The organism is Thioalkalivibrio sp. XN8, from assembly GCF_011058255.1.
In the GTDB taxonomy this organism is placed as follows: Bacteria; Pseudomonadota; Gammaproteobacteria; order Steroidobacterales; family XN24; genus XN24.
In genome coordinates this window covers 73,712-91,718 of sequence record NZ_JAALFH010000011.1, presented here as the reverse complement: position 1 = coordinate 91,718, position 18,007 = coordinate 73,712, and the positions used below count along the sequence as shown (strand labels likewise).

At 71.4% G+C, this 18,007-nt stretch carries 16 protein-coding genes and 1 riboswitch; of the genes, 15 read left to right on the top strand and 1 reads right to left on the bottom strand.

Translation table 11 applies throughout. The annotated features are described in order from the left end of the window. Position 1: 1 nt before the first annotated feature. From mraY to G6N75_RS15405, 12 genes are all read left to right on the top strand, one after another. On the top strand, positions 2–1,090 hold the full coding sequence (gene mraY / locus G6N75_RS01565) for a phospho-N-acetylmuramoyl-pentapeptide-transferase (RefSeq protein ID WP_165346306.1): 1,089 nt from the start codon (positions 2–4) through the stop codon (positions 1,088–1,090). After that, positions 1,087–2,451, top strand: a complete 1,365-nt coding sequence (gene murD, locus G6N75_RS01560; protein WP_165346305.1) for a UDP-N-acetylmuramoyl-L-alanine--D-glutamate ligase — start codon at positions 1,087–1,089, stop codon at positions 2,449–2,451. The genes mraY and murD overlap by 4 nt, the downstream gene beginning before the upstream one ends. After that, positions 2,448–3,614: a putative lipid II flippase FtsW gene (gene ftsW / locus G6N75_RS01555; protein ID WP_165346304.1), complete on the top strand. Its 1,167-nt coding sequence runs from the start codon at positions 2,448–2,450 to the stop codon at positions 3,612–3,614. The genes murD and ftsW overlap by 4 nt, the downstream gene beginning before the upstream one ends. Further along, positions 3,611–4,708, top strand: coding sequence for an undecaprenyldiphospho-muramoylpentapeptide beta-N-acetylglucosaminyltransferase (gene murG, locus G6N75_RS01550; protein WP_165346303.1), 1,098 nt, complete (start codon positions 3,611–3,613; stop codon positions 4,706–4,708). Before ftsW ends, murG begins: the two co-directional genes overlap by 4 nt. Continuing rightward, positions 4,705–6,126, top strand: coding sequence for a UDP-N-acetylmuramate--L-alanine ligase (gene murC, locus G6N75_RS01545; RefSeq protein ID WP_240900870.1), 1,422 nt, complete (start codon positions 4,705–4,707; stop codon positions 6,124–6,126). The genes murG and murC overlap by 4 nt, the downstream gene beginning before the upstream one ends. Beyond that, positions 6,126–7,052 carry a UDP-N-acetylmuramate dehydrogenase gene (murB, locus tag G6N75_RS01540; protein WP_165346376.1) on the top strand — a complete coding sequence of 309 codons (927 nt, stop codon included), beginning with the start codon at positions 6,126–6,128 and terminating at the stop codon, positions 7,050–7,052. Before murC ends, murB begins: the two co-directional genes overlap by 1 nt. After that, a complete protein-coding gene (locus tag G6N75_RS01535) occupies positions 7,049–8,032 on the top strand; it encodes a D-alanine--D-alanine ligase (protein WP_165346302.1) in 984 nt (327 codons plus the stop codon). Before murB ends, G6N75_RS01535 begins: the two co-directional genes overlap by 4 nt. Continuing rightward, the gene (locus tag G6N75_RS01530; protein WP_165346301.1) at positions 8,019–8,843 is read left to right on the top strand and encodes a cell division protein FtsQ/DivIB; all 825 of its coding nucleotides are present in this window, start codon (positions 8,019–8,021) and stop codon (positions 8,841–8,843) included. Before G6N75_RS01535 ends, G6N75_RS01530 begins: the two co-directional genes overlap by 14 nt. After that, on the top strand, positions 8,836–10,071 hold the full coding sequence (gene ftsA, locus G6N75_RS01525) for a cell division protein FtsA (RefSeq protein ID WP_165346300.1): 1,236 nt from the start codon (positions 8,836–8,838) through the stop codon (positions 10,069–10,071). Before G6N75_RS01530 ends, ftsA begins: the two co-directional genes overlap by 8 nt. 36 nt (positions 10,072–10,107) lie before the next feature. Next, complete coding sequence (ftsZ, locus tag G6N75_RS01520) at positions 10,108–11,316, top strand: cell division protein FtsZ (protein WP_165346299.1); 1,209 nt, start codon at positions 10,108–10,110, stop codon at positions 11,314–11,316. A 133-nt stretch (positions 11,317–11,449) separates the two neighbouring features. Continuing rightward, the gene (lpxC, locus tag G6N75_RS01515; RefSeq protein WP_165346298.1) at positions 11,450–12,355 is read left to right on the top strand and encodes a UDP-3-O-acyl-N-acetylglucosamine deacetylase; all 906 of its coding nucleotides are present in this window, start codon (positions 11,450–11,452) and stop codon (positions 12,353–12,355) included. A gap of 134 nt (positions 12,356–12,489) precedes the next feature. Next, complete coding sequence (locus G6N75_RS15405) at positions 12,490–12,612, top strand: hypothetical protein (RefSeq protein ID WP_276611199.1); 123 nt, start codon at positions 12,490–12,492, stop codon at positions 12,610–12,612. 4 nt (positions 12,613–12,616) lie between these two features. Here the strand turns inward: G6N75_RS15405 and G6N75_RS01510 are convergent, their stop codons facing one another. Then, positions 12,617–12,904 carry a DciA family protein gene (locus tag G6N75_RS01510; RefSeq protein ID WP_206202843.1) on the bottom strand — a complete coding sequence of 96 codons (288 nt, stop codon included), beginning with the start codon at positions 12,902–12,904 and terminating at the stop codon, positions 12,617–12,619. Positions 12,905–12,987: 83 nt separating this feature from the next. Further along, a riboswitch (cyclic di-GMP riboswitch) is annotated at positions 12,988–13,084 on the top strand. An 88-nt stretch (positions 13,085–13,172) separates the two neighbouring features. Between G6N75_RS01510 and G6N75_RS01505 the strand changes: the two genes are divergently transcribed. The 3 genes from G6N75_RS01505 to G6N75_RS01495 all read left to right on the top strand — a co-directional run bounded on the left by G6N75_RS01505 (position 13,173) and on the right by G6N75_RS01495 (position 17,993). Then, complete coding sequence (locus G6N75_RS01505; protein ID WP_165346296.1) at positions 13,173–14,072, top strand: M23 family metallopeptidase; 900 nt, start codon at positions 13,173–13,175, stop codon at positions 14,070–14,072. 169 nt (positions 14,073–14,241) lie between these two features. Beyond that, entirely contained in the window at positions 14,242–16,989 is a 2,748-nt protein-coding gene (gene secA / locus G6N75_RS01500) for a preprotein translocase subunit SecA (protein WP_206202841.1), read from the top strand. Beyond that, on the top strand, positions 16,935–17,993 hold the full coding sequence (locus tag G6N75_RS01495) for a Nudix family hydrolase (RefSeq protein WP_165346294.1): 1,059 nt from the start codon (positions 16,935–16,937) through the stop codon (positions 17,991–17,993). Before secA ends, G6N75_RS01495 begins: the two co-directional genes overlap by 55 nt. The last annotated feature ends 14 nt before the right edge of the window (positions 17,994–18,007 follow it).

Here is an 18,007-nt window from a genome sequence, read left to right as displayed (position 1 = left end):
GATGCTGATGTACCTGGCGGAATACCTGGCGCGCTTCGAGTCGGGCTTCAACGTCTTCCAGTACCAGACCTTCCGCGCCATCCTCGGCGCGCTCACGGCGCTGGCCATCTCGCTGCTGGTCGGGCCGTGGATGATCCGCCGGCTGACCTTCCACCAGATCGGGCAGCAGGTGCGCAGCTACGGCCCCGAGTCGCACCTGCCGAAGGCGGGCACGCCGACTATGGGCGGCGCGCTGATCCTGGTGGCGATCACCGTCGCCACGCTGCTGTGGGCGGACCTCGGCAACCGTTTCGTCTGGATCGTGCTGGCGGTGATGCTGGGCTTCGGCCTGATCGGCTTCGTCGACGACTACAAGAAACTCGTGGTCGGCGACAGCCGGGGACTGGCGGCCCGCTGGAAGTACTTCTGGCAGTCGGTCGGCGCGCTGCTGGCCGGCGGCGCCTTCGTGTTCACCGCCACCAACCCGGCCGTGGACCTCGGCCTGATCGTGCCTTTCTTCAAGGACGTGGTGCTGCCGCTCGGCACTGTCGGCTTTATCGCGCTGGCCTATTTCGTCATCGTCGGCTCGAGCAACGCGGTCAACCTGACCGATGGGCTGGACGGTCTGGCCATCATGCCCACCGTGCTGATCGGCGGCGCGCTGGGGCTGTTCGCCTGGGTCACCGGCAACGTCAACTTCGCGGGCTACCTGGGCATTCCCTACGTCGCCGGCGTGGGCGAGATGCTGGTGTTCTGCGCCGCGCTGGTCGGCGCCGGCCTCGGCTTCCTCTGGTTCAACACCTACCCCGCCCAGGTCTTCATGGGCGACATCGGCGCACTGGCCCTCGGCGCTGCGCTGGGCGCGGTCGCCATCGCGGTGCGCCAGGAAATCGTGTTCTTCGTCATGGCGGGCGTGTTCGTGCTCGAGACCGTCTCGGTCATGCTGCAGGTCGCGTCCTTCAAGCTCACCGGGCGCCGGATTTTCCGCATGGCGCCCATCCACCACCACTTCGAACTCAAGGGCTGGGCGGAACCGAAGGTAATCGTCCGCTTCTGGATCATCACCGTGATCCTGGTCCTGTTCGGCCTCGCCACGCTGAAGGTCAGATGATCGCGCACCCGGAACCCAGCCGTCGCCCCCGCGCCGCCGCCCAGCCCGTGCTGGTGGTCGGGCTCGGCGCGACCGGCCTGTCCTGTGCGCGCTACCTCGCGCGCTTGGGCCAGCGGGTGCGGGTGGTCGACAGCCGCGCCGAGCCGCCCGGCCTGGCGGCGCTGGGAGCGCTGCGCGAGACCGTCGAGCTGCGGCTCGGCGGCTTCGACAAGGGGGTGCTGGACGGCGTGGCGGAGGTCGTGGTGTCGCCCGGCGTGTCGCTGCGGGAGCCGCTGCTGGAGGAGGCGCGCCGCCGCGGGCTGGCCCTGCTCGGCGACATCGAGCTGTTCGCCCGCGCCGCCCCGGCGCCGGTCGCGGCGATCACCGGCTCGAACGGCAAGAGCACGGTCACCTCCCTGCTGGCCGAGCTGGCGCGGGCGGGCGGCCTGCGCGTGCGCGAGGGCGGCAACCTCGGCACGCCGGCGCTCGACCTGCTGGAAGGCGAGGTGCCCGACGTGTACGTGCTGGAGCTGTCCAGCTTCCAGCTCGAGGCCACCGCCTCGCTGCGGGCAAAGGCCGCCTGCGTGCTGAATCTCAGCGCCGACCACATCGACCGTCACGGCTCCATGGAGGCCTACGCGGAGGCCAAGGCGCGCATCCTGCACGGGGCCGAGCGGGTCGTCCTCAATCGCGACGACCGCATCGTGATGGCGATGTGGGACGGGCGCACGCCCTGCATCCGCTTCGGGCTCGGCGCGCCGGCCGCGGGCGAGTACGGCCTGCTGGACACGCCGGCCGGCCCGGCGCTGGCGCGCGGCGAGGAGGCGCTGGCGCCGGTGAGCGTGCTGCGGGTTCGCGGCCGCCACAACCAGGCCAATGCCCTGGCGGCGCTGGCCATGGTCGAGGCCGTCGGCCTGGATCCGCGCGCCTGCCTGCCGGCGCTGGCCGCTTTCCGCGGCCTGCCGCATCGCGCGGAGTGGATTGCGGAGCGCGGCGGCGTCGAGTACATCAACGACTCCAAGGGCACCAATGTCGGTGCCGCGGTGGCCGCGATCCAGGGCATGGACCGGCCGGTGGTGCTGATTGCCGGCGGCGACGGCAAGGGCGCGGACTTCGCGCCGCTCGCCGCCGCGGCGCGGGAGCGCGTGCATGCGGCGGTGCTGCTCGGGCAGGATGCGCCGGTGCTCGAGGCAGCGCTCGCGGGGACATGTCGCGTCGAGCGGGTCGACGGTATCGAGGCGGCGGTAGTCGCGGCGGCCCGCCTGGCGCAGCCCGGCGACTGCGTGCTGCTGTCTCCGGCCTGCGCCAGCACCGACATGTATCGCGATTACCGCGAGCGCGGCCAGCGCTTCGCCGCGGCGGTCCGGGAGCTGCCGGCATGAGCGCCGCCGCGCCCCGCCTGCGCACGGGCTACGCGCTGGACGGCTGGCTGGCGGCCAGCGCGCTGGCGCTCGCCCTGCTCGGCGCGGTGATGGTCGCCTCCGCCTCCGTCACCATGGCGGAACGCGTCCACGACCAGCCCTTCTATTTCCTGCTGCGCCAGCTGCTGTACCTGGGCGCCGGCGGCTTCGCGGCCGCGGTCTGCATGGCGGTGCCGAGCTCGGCGCTGGAGCGCACGGCGCCGCTGCTCCTGGCGGCGGGCTTCGCCCTGCTGCTGCTGGTGCTGGTGCCCGGCGTGGGTCACGAGGTCAACGGCGCGACCCGCTGGCTGCGGTTCGGGCCGTTGAACGTGCAGGCTTCCGAGCCGGCCCGGCTGGCGATCCTGGTGTACCTGTGCGGCTACGTGGCGCGGCGCGGCGAGTTGCTCGAGGCCGGCTTCCGCGGCCTGTGGCAGCCGCTGCTGGTGGTCACCGCCGCCGGCAGCCTGCTGATGATGCAACCGGACTTCGGCGCCACGGCCGTGCTCTTCGCCATGGCCATCGCGGTGCTGTTCGTCGGCGGGATGAAGCTCGGCTACCTGCTGCTGATGGGTCTCGCGGGCGGGGCTTCGCTGGCGCTGCTGGTGCTGACCTCCGAGTACCGCATGCGCCGGCTGACGGCTTTCCTCGACCCCTGGGCCGACCAGTGGGGCTCGGGCTTCCAGCTGACCCAGTCGCTGATCGCCATCGGCCGCGGCGAGTGGTTCGGCGTCGGCCTGGGCGAGAGCGTGCAGAAGTTGTTCTACCTGCCCGAGGCGCACACCGACTTCATCTTCGCCGTCTACGCCGAGGAGTTCGGCCTGCTCGGCGTGTTCCTCATGATTTTGCTGTTCGTCCTGCTGGTGTGGCGCGCGTTCGCCATCAGCGCGGCCGCGGCCGCGGCGCGGCGCCCGTTCCAGGCCTGCCTGGCGTTCGGGCTGGGGACCTGGCTCGGCATCCAGGCCTTCATCAACATGGGCGTCAACATGGGGCTGCTCCCCACCAAGGGGCTGACCCTGCCGCTGGTGAGCTACGGCGGCAGCAGCCTGGTCGTCACCGGCGCTTCCATCGGGCTGCTGCTGCGCATCCACTACGAGCTCAGCGCCGACGGCCTGGCCCGCCGGACGCGCCCGCGGAGGCGGTCGTGAACGCGCGGGTGCTGGTGATGGCGGGCGGCACGGGCGGCCACGTGTTCCCGGCACTGGCGGTGGCCGAAGCGCTGCGCGCCCGGGGCGCCGAAGTGACCTGGATGGGCACGCGGCTGGGCCTCGAGGCGCGGGTGGTCCCGGCCGCCGGGATCCCGGTGGAATGGATCACCATCGGCGGCCTGCGCGGCAAGAGCCTGGGCACGCGCCTGGCGGCACCGTTTCGTATCGGCCTGGCGGTGGCCCAGGCAATGCGGATCATCGGACGCCTGCGGCCCGCAGTCGTGCTGGGCATGGGCGGCTATGCCGCCGGCCCCGGCGGCGTCGCGGCCTGGCTGCTGCGCAAGCCGCTGGTCATCCACGAACAGAACGCCATCGCCGGCACCACCAACCGGATGCTGGCGCGCCTGGCCCGCCGTGTGCTGGCCGCGTTCCCGGGGGCGTTCCCGGCCGGCGTCCATGCCGAGGTGGTCGGCAACCCGGTTCGCCCCGCGATCGCCGCGCTGCCGACGCCGGGGCGCCGCTACGCCGAACGGAGCGGCCGCCTGCGGCTGCTGGTGCTGGGCGGCAGCCAGGGCGCGCTGGCGCTGAACGAGTCGGTGCCGGTCGCGCTCGCGCACCTGCCCGAGCCGCTGCGGCCGGAAGTGCGTCACCAGGCCGGGCGCAATACCCTCGAGCGCGCCCGGGACGCCTATGCCCGCCACGGCGTCGAGGCCGAGGTGACCGAGTTCATCGACGACATGGCCGAGGCTTACGGCTGGGCCGATCTCGCCATCTGCCGCGCCGGCGCGCTCACGGTGTCGGAGCTGGCGGCCGCCGGACTCCCGGCGGTTCTCGTGCCCTTCCCGGCGGCGGTGGACAACCACCAGACCCTCAACGGCGGCTACCTGGTCGCCGCCGGCGGCGCGGTGCTGCTGCCGGAGAAGCAGCTCGGCCACGAGCGGCTCGGCCGCGTGCTCGCGGGCCTGCTGGCCGACCGGGGCCGGTTGCTGGACATGGCGCGGCGCGCGCGCGGCGCGGCCCGGCCCGAGGCGCTGGCGGCCATCCAGCAGGCCCTGGTCGAGGCCGGCGGCCTGGACCTGGAGGCGGCGGCATGAAGAACCGCATGCGGCGCGTCCATCGCATCCACTTCGTCGGCATCGGCGGGTCCGGCATGGGCGGCATCGCCGAGGTGCTGCTCAACCTCGGCTACGAGGTGCAGGGTTCGGACCTGCGCAGCGGCGCGGTGGTGCAGCGGCTGGAGTCGCTGGGCGCGCGCGTGATGCTCGGGCATGCCGCCGGCCACCTGGACGACGCCGACGTGGTCGTGGTCTCGAGCGCCGTGCCGGCCGACAACCCGGAAGTGGTCGAGGCGCAGCGGCGGCGCATCCCGGTGGTGAAGCGGGCGGAAATGCTGGCCGAGCTGATGCGCTTCCGCTACGGGATCGCGGTGGCCGGCACCCACGGCAAGACCACCACCACCAGCCTGGTCGCCAGCGTGCTGGGCGAGGCGGGCATGGACCCGACGTTCGTTATCGGCGGCCGGCTGAACAGCGCCAACACCCACGCGCGGCTCGGCACCGGCCGCTTTCTCGTGGCGGAGGCCGACGAGAGCGATGCCTCCTTCATGCACCTGCAGCCCATGCTGGCGGTGGTCACCAACGTCGAGCCCGACCACATGGGCACCTACGGCGGCGACCTGGAGCGGCTGAAGCAGGCCTTCGTGGATTTCCTGCACAACCTGCCTTTCTACGGCCTGGCCGTGGTCTGTGCGGACGACGCCGGCGCCGCCGGGCTGCTGGACAACATCGGCCGCGCCGCCCTGACTTACGGCTTCAGTGCCGGCGCCGACGTCCGGGCCACGAAGTTCCGCCAGGAAGGGCGGGAGTCACGCTTTACCGTGACGCGGCCGGGCGGGGCGGCGCCGCTGGCGGTCCGGCTCAACCTGGCCGGCCGCCACAACGTGCAGAACGCCCTGGCGGCGATCGCCGTGGCGCTGGAGCTGGAAGTGCCGGACGAGGCGCTGCTGCGCGCGCTGGCGAACTTCGGCGGCATCGACCGCCGCATGCAGGAGCTCGGGGCGTTGCCCGCCGGCGACGGGGAGGCCCTGCTGGTGGACGATTACGGCCATCACCCGACCGAGCTGGAGCGGACGCTCGAGGCGATCCGCGGCGCCTGGCCGGGGCGCCGGGTGGTGGTGGCGTTCCAGCCGCATCGCTACAGCCGTACCCGCGACCTGATGGACGACTTCGCCCGCGTGCTGTCGGGCGTGGACGCCCTGCTGCTGTGCGAAGTCTACCCGGCGGGCGAGGCGCCGGTGCCCGGCGCCGACGGCCGCGCCCTGGCCCGCGCCATCCGCTCGCGCGGCAAGGTCGAGCCGGTGTTCGTGGCGCAGGTGGAGGCGCTGCCCGAGGCGCTGGCCGCCGTGCTCCAGCCGGGCGACGTGGTGGTCACCTTCGGCGCCGGCAGCATCGGCGCCGTGGCCGCGCGCCTGCCGGCCGCCATGTCCGCGCCGGCCGGGGAGGGCGCGCCGTGATGGCCGCCATGCAGCACAGCCCGGCCTTCGAGCCCCGCGGCGAGCTCCGGCGCCACGAGCCCATGGCCCGCCATACGTCCTGGCGCGTCGGCGGGCCGGTGGACACCTGGTACCGGCCGGCCGACCTCGAGGACCTGGCGGGTTTCCTGGCGGCGCTGCCGCCGGAGGTGCCGGTGCACTGGGTCGGCCTGGGCAGCAACCTGCTGGTGCGCGACGGCGGCCTGCGGGGCGCCGTGATCAGCACCCACAACGCCCTCTCGGCCATGGCGCGGCTCGGCGCGCACGGCATCCGCGCCGAGGCCGGCGTGCCCTGCGCCAAGATCGCTCGCAGCTGCGCCCGCTGGGGGCTCGGCGCCGGCGAGTTCTTCGCCGGGATTCCCGGCACGCTGGGCGGCGCGCTGGCGATGAATGCCGGCGCCTTCGGCGGCGAGACCTGGGACTACGTGCGCGCAGTCGAGACGCTGGACCGCGCCGGGGTGCGCCGCCGGCGCGCCCGGGACGAGTACGAGACCGGCTACCGCAGCGTGCGCGGCCCGGCCGGCGAGTGGTTCGTCGCCGCCGAGCTCCAGTTCCCGGCTGGCCGCCCGACCACCCAGGCGTCCATCCGGGACCTGCTGGTGAGGCGCAAGGCGACCCAGCCGATCGGCCTGCCGAGCTGCGGCTCGGTGTTCACCAACCCGCCGGGCGACCACGCGGCCCGGCTGATCGAGGCGGCGGGCCTGAAGGGCTGCCGGATCGGCGGGGCCGAAGTCTCGCCCAAGCACGCCAATTTCATCATCAACACCGGCGAGGCGACTGCGGCCGACATCGAGGCCCTGGTGCGGCACGTGGCGGCCGAGGTCGAGCGGGTGCACGGCGTGCGCCTGGCGACCGAGGTCCGCGTCGTCGGCGACCCGGCCCCGGCCGCCCCGGAGGCGCGGTCATGAACCGCGTGCAGGTCAGCGACCCCGCCGCCTTCGGCCGCGTGGCCGTGCTGATGGGCGGCGTGTCGGCCGAGCGCGAGATCTCGCTGCTGACCGGGGAGGCCGTGCTCGCGGCCCTGCGCCGGCGCGGCGTGGACGCCCACCGGGTCGATCCGGCCGACGGGCTCGACGCGCTGCTGGCGCGACCCCGCTTCGACCGCGCCTGGATCGCGCTGCACGGCCGCGGCGGCGAGGACGGCCTGATGCAGGGCGCCCTCGAGACGCTCGGCATGCCGTATACCGGCAGCGGCGTGCTCGGCTCCGCCCTGTCGATGGACAAGCTGCGCAGCAAGCAGCTGTTCGTGGGCCGCGGCCTGGCGACGCCGCGCTGGCGCGTCATGCGCGCCGCGGCGGAGGTCGCCGAGGTGATCGCCGAGCTCGGCCTGCCGCTGATCGTCAAGCCGGCGGGCGAGGGCTCGAGCGTCGGCATGAGCAAGGTCACGACCGAGTCCGAGCTGCCCGCGGCCTACGCCGAGGCCGCCCGCTGGGCGGGCCCGGTGCTGGCCGAGGAGTGGGTGACCGGGGGCGAGTACTCGGTCGGCGTGCTGCAGGGCGAGGTGCTGCCGGCGGTCCGCATCGAGACACCCCGGGCCTTCTACGACTACGAGGCCAAGTATTTCTCGGACGACACGCGCTACCACTGCCCGAGCGGCCTGTCCGCCCAGGCGGAGGGGGCCTTCGCCGCGCTGGTGCGGGCGGCCTTCGACGCGGTCGGCGCCAGCGGCTGGGGCCGGGTGGACTTCCTGTTGCCGGCGGACGGCGTGCCGCGCTTCCTCGAGGTCAACACCATCCCGGGCATGACCAGCCACAGCCTGGTGCCGATGGGCGCCCGGCAGGCCGGGATCGATTTCGAGGAGCTGGCCTGGCGCGTGCTCGAAACCAGCTTCGAAGCGCGGGGGTCCGCCGCCGCCGTGACCGGGGAGGCGAGCCATGGCCAGGGCTGACCAGCGCCGTGGCGCGCGCCGCCGCCCGGGCCGGGGCAAGAGCGAGCCGCGCTTCCGGCTGCGGCTGCCGCAGCTGCCGGCCTGGCCGTGGCGAGAGCTGGGCGTGGGCGCGCTGGTGCTGGCCGCGCTGGGCGCGACCGCCTGGGGCGCGGCCGCTGCGCTGGACCGGCCGATCCGCCAGGTGCTGGTGCACGGGTCTTTCGAGCGGGTCAGCGTGCTGCAGGTCGAGGCGGCGCTGGGCGACTTGCGCGAGCAGGGCTTCCTCGGCGTGGAGCTGGACCAGGTGCGTGCCCGCATCGTCGCCATCGACTGGGTCGACGACGCGGTGGTGCGGCGGCGCTGGCCGGCCGAGGTCGAGATCACGGTGATCGAACAGGTACCGGCAGCGCGCTGGGGCGAACGCGGCCTGCTCAACACCCGCGGCGAACTGTTCGTGCGCGACAGCCGCCACGTGCCGGCCGACCTGCCGCACCTGTCGGGACCGGAGGACAGCGAGCAGCTGGTGGCGCGGCGCTACCTGGACGCACGCGCCCGGCTGGCCACGGTCGGCCTCGGGCTGCGGGCGCTGGAGCTGGACGCTCGCGGCGCCTGGCGGATGGAGCTCAGCAACGGCTTCGAACTGCGGCTCGGCCGCGAATCGTTCGACGCGCGGCTGGACCGCTTCGTGCGCGTCGCGGCGCCGCTGCTGACGCCGCGGGCCGCGACCGTGGAGTACGTGGACCTGCGCTACAGCCGCGGCTTCGCGGTCGGCTGGCGGGAGCGCGGGGAGGCGGAGGATGCGGCAACGCAGGGGAACGTGACCAATGGTTAAGCGCAACGCCAGGGACACCATCGTCGGGCTCGATATCGGCACCTCCAAGGTGGTGGCGATCGTGGGCGAGCTGACCGAGGAGGGCGGCCTGGAAGTCATCGGCATCGGCAGCCATCCCTCGCGCGGGCTGAAAAAGGGCGTGGTGGTCAACATCGAGTCCACGGTGGCCTCCATCCAGCGCGCGGTCGAGGAAGCCGAGCTGATGGCCGGCTGCGAGATCTCGCACGTCTACGCCGGCATCGCCGGCAGCCACGTGCGCAGCCTCAACTCGCACGGCATCGTCGCCATCCGCGAGCGCGAGGTGACGCCGGGCGACGTGGAGCGGGTGATCGACGCCGCGCGCGCCGTGGCGATCCCGGCCGACCAGAAGATCCTGCACATCATCCCGCAGGAGTTCCTGATCGATTACCAGGAGGGCATCCGCGAGCCGATCGGCATGTCCGGCGTGCGCCTGGAAGCGAAGGTGCACATGGTCACGGGCGCCGAGAGCGCGGCCCAGAACATCATCAAGTGCGTGCAGCGCTGCGGCCTCACCGTCGAGGACATCGTGCTGGAGCAGCTGGCCTCCAGCCACGCCGTGCTGTCGGACGACGAGAAGGACCTGGGCGTCTGCCTGGTGGACATCGGCGGCGGCACGACCGACATCGCGGTCTTCGCCGGCGGCGCCATCCGCCACACCGCGGTGATCCCGATCGCCGGCGACCAGGTCACCAACGACATCGCCGTGTCCATGCGCACGCCGATGCCCTATGCCGAAGAGATCAAGATCCGCTACGCCTGCGCGCTGTCGCAGCTGGCGAACCCGGACGAGACCATCGAGGTGCCGAGCGTGGGCGACCGCCCGCCGCGGCGCCTCGCGCGCCAGACGCTGGCCGAGATCGTCGAGCCCCGCTACGAGGAGCTGTTCACGCTGATCCGCAACGAGATCAGGCGTTCCGGCTTCGACGACATGATCGCGGCCGGCGTGGTGCTGACCGGCGGCAGCTCGAAGATGGAAGGCGCGATCGAGCTGGCCGAAGAAGTGTTCCACCTCCCGGTGCGGCTCGGCGTGCCGCACGGCGTCACCGGCCTGGCCGACGTCGTGCGCAACCCGATCCACGCCACGGGGGTGGGGCTGCTGCTGTATGCCCTGCACGAGCTGCAGCAGCGGCAGGGAGAGTCGCCCATGGGCGGCGGCGTCAAGGACGCCTGGGCCCGCATGAAGGCGTGGTTCCAGGGCAATTTCTAGTCAACAACGGGTCGGGGCAATCCCGAGGAGAGCGCAATGTTCGAACTGGTAGACGGCTACAACTCAAACGCGGTCATCAAGGTGATCGGCGTGGGCGGGGGCGGCGGCAACGCCGTGTCCCACATGATGGACTGCGGCATCGACGGCGTGGAGTTCATTTGCGCCAACACCGACTCGCAGGCGCTGAAGAACTCGCGCGTGAAAACCGCGATCCAGATCGGCTGCAACATCACCAAGGGGCTCGGGGCGGGGGCCAATCCGGACCTCGGCCGCCAGGCGGCGATGGAGGACCGTGACCGGCTGCGCGAGGCCATCGAGGGCAGCGACATGCTGTTCATCACCGCCGGCATGGGCGGCGGCACCGGCACCGGCGCGGCGCCGATCGTGGCGCAGGTGGCGAAGGAGCTCGGCATCCTGACGGTGGCCGTGGTGACCAAGCCCTTCGGCATGGAAGGCCGCAAGCGCTCGGACATCGCCGACCAGGGCATCACCGAGCTCGCCAAGTACGTCGACTCGCTGATCACCATTCCGAACCAGAAGCTGCTGACGGTGCTGGGCAAGCAGACCACGCTGCTCGACGCCTTCCGCTCCGCCAACGAGGTCCTGCAGGGTGCCGTGCAGGGCATCGCCGAGCTCATCACCCGGCCGGGCCTGATCAATGTCGACTTCGCCGACGTCCGCACCGTGATGTCCGAGATGGGCATGGCGATGATGGGCACGGGCCGCGGCACGGGCGAGGACCGGGCGCGCGACGCCGCCGAGGCCGCCATCTCCAGCCCGCTGCTGGAAGACATCAACCTCGAGGGCGCCAACGGCATCCTGGTCAATGTGACGGCCGGCATGGACCTGGCCATCGGCGAGTTCGACGAGGTCGGCATGGTGGTCAAGGAGCGCGCTTCCGACGACGCCACGGTGGTCATCGGCACGGTGATCGACCCGGCGATGGAAGGCGAGGTGCGGGTCACGGTCGTGGCCACGGGGCTCGGCGGCGTGGTGCAGCAGCGCCTGCCGGAGCGTCATGGGGACCGGGATCGCGTGCGCCGGACCGTGCGCGTGCGGCCGGTGCCGGATGCCGGCACCCCGCCCAACTACAACGACCTGGAGTCCCCGCCGGTGGTGCGCCGCCGCGTCAGCGAGGACGAGCCGGTCGAGGCGCCGAAGCGGGCCGTGGGCCAGAGCTTCGACTACCCGGCCGACACCGAGATGCTCGATATCCCGGCCTTCCTCCGTCGCCAGGCCGACTGAGGCGGGGGGTGCCGGCAGGCGAGCGCTTCCGGGGGAGCCCTGCTCTTCCTCTCCCGGGAGCGCTCGCTTTATGTTGCAGGCGCAAAAATAATTATGTTACCTTGCCGAATTATTTCGCCTGCGTGACACTGCCATGCTGAGACAGCGAACCCTGAAGAACACGATCCGCGCCACCGGCGTGGGCCTGCATACGGGCGAGAAGGTGCTCATGACCCTCGGCCCGGCGCCCTTGAACACGGGGATCGTGTTCCGCCGCACCGACCTCGAGGGCGCTCCCGAGGTGCGGGCCGACGGCATGCTGGTGCGCGAGACGACGCTCGGCACGACGCTGATGCAGGACGACGTGCGCGTGGCCACGGTCGAGCACCTGATGTCCGCCTTCGCGGGCCTGGGCATCGACAACGCCGTGGTCGAGCTGTCCGCCACCGAGGTGCCGATCATGGACGGCAGCGCGGGGCCCTTCGTGTTCCTCCTGCAGTCCGCCGGCATCGCCGAGCAGGCCGCGCCCAAGCGCTTCATCCGCATCCGGCGTCCCGTCGAGGTGCGCGACGGCGACAAGTGGGCGCGCTTCCAGCCCTACGACGGCTTCAAGATCAATTTCGAGATCGAGTTCGACCACCCGGTCTTCAAGCGCCACCTGCAGCGCGCCTCGATCGATTTCGCCACCACGTCTTTCCTGCGCGAGATCAGCCGCGCGCGGACCTTCGGCTTCATGCGCGACATGGAGTTCCTGCGCTCCATGAACCTCGGCCGGGGCGGCAGCCTCGACAACGCCATCGTGCTGGACGAATACCGCATCCTCAACGAGGACGGCCTGCGCTACGAGAACGAGTTCGTGCGCCACAAGATCCTCGACGCCATCGGCGACCTCTACCTGCTCGGCCACTCCATCATCGGCGAGTTCACCGGCTACAAGTCGGGCCACGGCCTGAACAACCAGCTGCTGCGCGAACTGGTGCGCCACGAGTCGGCCTGGGAAGAAGTGACCTTCGAGGACGAGCGGGACGCGCCGCTCAGCTTCATTCCCGCGGCGGCCTGACGCACTGCCGGTACCGCCTCACCGTACCGCGGCCACGCGCCGTCATGGGTCCGCTGCTAAGTCGCTAGGCGCGACACGGACAGGCATCAGCCAGCCCGTGTTGCAGAGCGGCAGATCAAGCCGGATAGGCGGCCTTGTCTGAGAAGCTGGCCACGCTGCTGAGCCTGCTGCGGGTCACCGTCGAGGTCGCACAAGGGCTGGAACGTCACCTGCCCGGCGAGCGAGATAAAGATTTCCCGAGCGAGGCGGGCAGGTGACGGTTCAGCCCCCTGGAGCGGGCGCGGGCCTGACCTTCACCCGCACGCGCTTGACCTGCCCGTCGTAGCGGGGCGCCAGTCGCTCGACCAGTGCGGGGGCGTGGAAACGGATCCGGCTGGCCCAGGCCGCGCTGTCGACCAGCACCACCACCTCCCCCTCGGCCTCGTGGAAAGCGGCGCCGGTGACGTGTGCGCCCAGGCCGTCAGGCAGCAGCGCCCGGACCCGGGCGTCGAGCTCGCCGGCCTGGCGGGCGCGCTCGACCAGGCGCGACAAATCGTTGCCTGACAGCAAGTCTTTGAGTTGTCTGGGTTCGCGCTGGCTGATGTGTGAATTCCGAGCTTGTATGTCACGGCATTTTCCTGCATTCTTCGGGCGTTTGTAAAAGGCTAAGGCGTCGTGAGGCGCCCTCGCAAAGCCACCGGTCCGAGGCGCCGTCCCCACAGGGCGGCTGACGACAGCGGAGCTGCCGAACGTCATGAACGAGAAAACGTATGCCCGTAGCACTCGTGCAACCACCCGCACCGCGCGCGTTCGACCGCAGGGCGTGGGACAGGTGAGCATGTTCATCTTCACCTCGCGCAACGGCCGCACCCGGCAGGTCCCGCTGTCCCTCCGGGAACTGGCCGTGGCCGCCGTGGCCGTGGTGGCGCTGGTGTTCACCGCCGGGCTGATGGCCGGCCGGATCTCCCAGCCGGACCCCGAGCAGGCCGTGTTCGCCGAACTCCGGGCGCAGCTCGAGGCCCAGCAGGCCGAGCTCGACACCCTTCGCGACAGCGCCGGGCGCAACCACGACGCCCTGGCCGCCCGGCTCGGGCAGCTCTCCGCGCACATCATCCGCCTCGACGCCCTCGGGCAGCGCCTGGTCAGCATGGCCGGCCTGGAGGACGGCGAATTCGACTTCGGCGCCGAGCCGGCCCTTGGCGGCCCCGAGGCCATCGACCAGGCGGCCTCGCTGCAGTCGGGCGAGATCATGGCCCTGCTGGACGAGCTCGACGGCCAGATCCAGGACCGCTCGCGCCAACTCGACATCCTCGAGGCCCTGATGTTCAACCGGCGGCTGACCGAGGCGGCAAGCCTCGAGGGACGGCCGATCCGGGGCGGCTGGATGTCGTCCGGTTTCGGCTACCGGACGGACCCCTTCACCGGCAAGCGCTCTTTCCACCGCGGCCTGGACTTCGTCAGCCCCAAGGGCAGCGACGTGCTTGCCGTGGCCGCCGGCGTGGTGACTTTCTCGGGCAAGCTGGCGAACTACGGCTACATGGTGGAGATCGACCACGGCAACGGCCTGGTCACCCGCTATGGCCACAACAGCGAGAACCTGGTCGCGGTCGGCGATGCAGTGCAGAAGGGCGAGGTGATCGCCCTGGTCGGCTCGACCGGCCGGTCCACGGCTCCGCACGTGCACCTCGAGGTGTTCGACAACGGCCGCCCGGTCAACCCGCGCCAGTTCCTCCGTTGACCTGTTGGGGACTGTCCCCGGGACAGTCCCCAGTTTCCCCCGGTGCCGCCAGCCCGTAAAATAGCTGTCTTTTGAGCGGCGGCGCTTCCCGGCCCCGGCCGCTCCCGCTTTCGTCCACGGGCGCCCGCGACCCGCGAGCGCGTCCCCGAGGTACCCAGTAGTGCGCAATTTGTTGGCAGGGATTTTCGGCAGCCGGAACCAGCGGCTGCTCAAGGATTACAGCAAAAAAGTCAAGCAGATCAATGCGCTCGAGGAGAGCGTGGCGAAGCTGGACGATGCGGCCATGCAGGCCCGCACGGCCGAGCTCAAGGCCGAGGTCGCCAACGGCAAGGCGCTGGACCAGGTCCTGCCCGAGGCCTTCGCGCTGGCCCGCGAGGCGGCCAGGCGCGCCCTCGGGATGCGGCACTTCGACGTGCAGCTGATCGGCGGCATGGCGCTGCACGACGGCAAGATCTCCGAGATGCGGACCGGCGAGGGCAAGACCCTGGTGGCCACCCTGCCGGCCTATCTCAACGCCCTCTCCGGCAAGGGCGTGCACATCGTCACGGTGAACGAGTACCTCGCCCGGCGCGACTCCGAGTGGATGGGGCCGGTCTACCGCGCCCTCGGCCTGACCGTCGGTGTGATCCACGCCAACCAGGACCCGGCCGAGAAGCGCGCCGCCTACGCCGCCGACATCACCTACGGCACCAACAACGAGTTCGGCTTCGACTACCTGCGCGACAACCTGGCCTTCAGCCTGGAGCAGCGCGCCCAGCGGGGCCTCAACTACGCCATCGTCGACGAGGTGGACTCCATCCTGATCGACGAGGCCCGCACGCCGCTGATCATCTCCGGCCCGGCCGAGGACAGCACCGCGACCTATGTCGCGGTGAACAAGCTGGTGCCCTCGCTGCAGCCGGCCGCCGACAAGGACAGCCCCGGCGACTTCACCGTCGACGAGAAGTCCAAGCAGGCCTACCTGACCGAGTCCGGCCACGCCCATGTCGAGGAACTGATGGCCAAGGCGGGCCTGATCAACGAAGGCGAGAGCCTGTACGACGCCCGCAACATCATGCTGATGCAGCATCTCTCGGCGGCGCTGCGCGCCCACTTCATCTACCGCCGCGACGTGGAGTACATCGTCAAGGACGGCGAGGTGGTGATCGTCGACGAGTTCACCGGCCGCACCATGCCGGGCCGGCGCTGGTCCGACGGCCTCCACCAGGCCATCGAGGCCAAGGAAGGGGTGAAGGTGCGCCAGGAGAACCAGACCCTGGCCTCCATCACCTTCCAGAACTATTTCCGCATGTACGACAAGCTCGCCGGCATGACGGGCACCGCCGACACGGAAGCCTTCGAGTTCATGCAGATCTACGGCCTCGAGGTGGTGGTGATCCCCACCCACAGGCCGATGGTCCGCGACGACCAGCCGGATCTCGTCTACCTGACCAAGACGGACAAGTTCGACGCCATCCTCGAGGACATGCGCGACTGCCAGCAGCGCGGCCAGCCGGTGCTGGTGGGCACCACCTCGATCGAGACCTCCGAACTGCTGTCCGGCATCCTCAAGAAAGAGAAGCTGAAGCACGAGGTGCTGAACGCCAAGCAGCACGCCCGCGAGGCCGAGATCGTGGCCCAGGCCGGCCGGCCCGGCGCGATCACCATCGCCACCAACATGGCGGGCCGCGGCACCGACATCGTGCTCGGCGGCAACCTGGCGGCGGAGCTGGAGGCGGCGGGCGAGGACGAAGCCGTCCGCACCAGGGTGCGGGAGGAATGGCAGCAGCGCCACGAGCAGGTGATCGAGGCCGGCGGCCTGCACATCATCGGCACCGAGCGCCACGAGTCGCGGCGCATCGACAACCAGCTGCGCGGGCGTTCCGGGCGCCAGGGCGACCCTGGCTCGAGCCGCTTCTACTTGTCGATGGAAGACAACCTCATGCGCATCTTCGGCGAGCCGGGGAAGACCAAGGCGCTGCTGGCGCGGGTCGGCATGAAGGAAGGCGAGGTCATCGAGAGCAAGCTGCTGACGCGCCAGATCGAGCGCGCCCAGCGCAAGGTCGAGGCCCACAACTTCGACATCCGCAAGCAGCTGCTGAAGTACGACGACGTGGCCAACGACCAGCGCAAGGTCATCTACCAGCAGCGCACCGAGCTGATGGAGGCGGAGGAAATCAGCGATTCCATCGCCGGCATCCGCGAGGAGGTGGTCCACGAGCTGGTCGAGAAATTCGTCGCGGCCGACAGTGTCGAGGAGCAGTGGGACCTCGAGGGGCTGGAGCAGGCGCTGGCCACCGACTTCGGCGTGCAGGTCGAGTTCCAGGACTGGGTGACGCACGACCAGAACGCCGAGCCCGAGGCCATCCGCGCCCGCGCGCTGGAAGCCGTGGACCAGGCCTACGAGGCCAAGGTGGAGCAGGTCGGCGCGCCGGTGATCCGGCACTTCGAGAAGGCCGTGATGCTGCAGCAGCTCGATATCGCCTGGAAAGAGCACCTCGCCGCGATGGACTACCTCAGGCAGGGCATCCACCTGCGCGGCTACGCCCAGAAGAACCCCGAGCAGGAATACAAGCGCGAAGCCTTCGACATGTTCGGCGAGATGCTGGATCGCGTGAAGCACGACGTCATCAGCATCCTCTCGAGGGTCCAGATCCGCACCGAGGAAGAGGTCGAGGCGATGGAGCGCAAGCGCCGCGAGGCCGCCGCCGCCAAGATGCAGCTGGAGCACGCGCAGGCGCATTCCCCGGTCGGTGCCGGGGACGTGCCCGCCGGCCCGGTGGCCGATCCGCGCGCCCCGGCCGCTGCCGCCGCCCGCGCCGCGGCCGGCCAGGCGCCCGAGCCCTTCGTCCGGGACGAAAAGAAGGTCGGCCGCAACGAACCGTGTCCCTGCGGGTCGGGCAAGAAGTACAAGCACTGCCACGGCAAGCTGAGCTGACCCCGCCCGTCCCGCGCATCCACGTCGTCGCCGGCGTCCTGCAGGACGAGGCGGGCGATGTGCTGGTGGCCCAGCGCCCGCCCGGCAAGAGCCTGGCCGGCGGCTGGGAATTCCCGGGCGGCAAGCTGGCCGCCGGCGAGGGGCGCCTCGAAGGGCTGGCGCGCGAGCTCGAGGAAGAGCTCGGCATCCGGCTCGATCCAGCCCGTTGCCGCCCGCTGATCCGCTATGTCCATCGTTACCCCGAGCGGGTCGTCGAGCTCGACGTGTGGCGCGTCGGCGCCTGGAACGGCGAGTTGCACGGGCGCGAGAACCAGGCCCTGGACTGGCGCCGCCCCGAGGTGCTGCTGGCGTCCGGCCTGCTGCCGGCCGATGCGCCGGTGGTGAACGCCCTGCAGCTGCCGCCGCTGGTGGCGGTGACACCATTCCCCGACGATGGCGACGAGGGCGGCTTTCTCGACCGTATCGAGTTACTGGCCAGCGGGGGAGGGCCGCTGCTCGTCTGCCTGCGCCGGGCGGACCTGGACCTGCCCGAGCTGCTGGAACTCGCGGCGGGCGCCGCGTGCCGGGTGGACGGCACGTCGGCCCGCCTGCTGCTGCACGGTGACCCGTGGGGCCTGGTCGCGGCCCTGGATTCGGCGCCGCCTGCGCTGCGGGCGCGGCTCGACCCCGCCCTCGCCGGAATCCACGCGCCCGGCCGCTACCTGGAGCGCGCGGGGAGACCGTCGTTGCCGGCGGGTCTTTGGCTTGGGTACTCCTGTCACGACGCGGCACAGCTCGCGCACGCGCTGGACGCCGGCGCCGGCTACGCCTTTCTAGGCCCGGTCCACGCCACCGCCAGTCATCCGGGTCAGCCCGGGATGGAGTGGGAAGCGTTCGAGGCGCTGGTGGGGGAGCTGCCCTTGCCGGTCTTCGCGATCGGGGGACTCGGCCCCGCCGACCTCGAGACCGCGTGGGCGCACGGTGCGCAGGGGATCGCTGCGATCCGGGGGCTCTGGCCATCCTGAGGCCCGGGTAACAG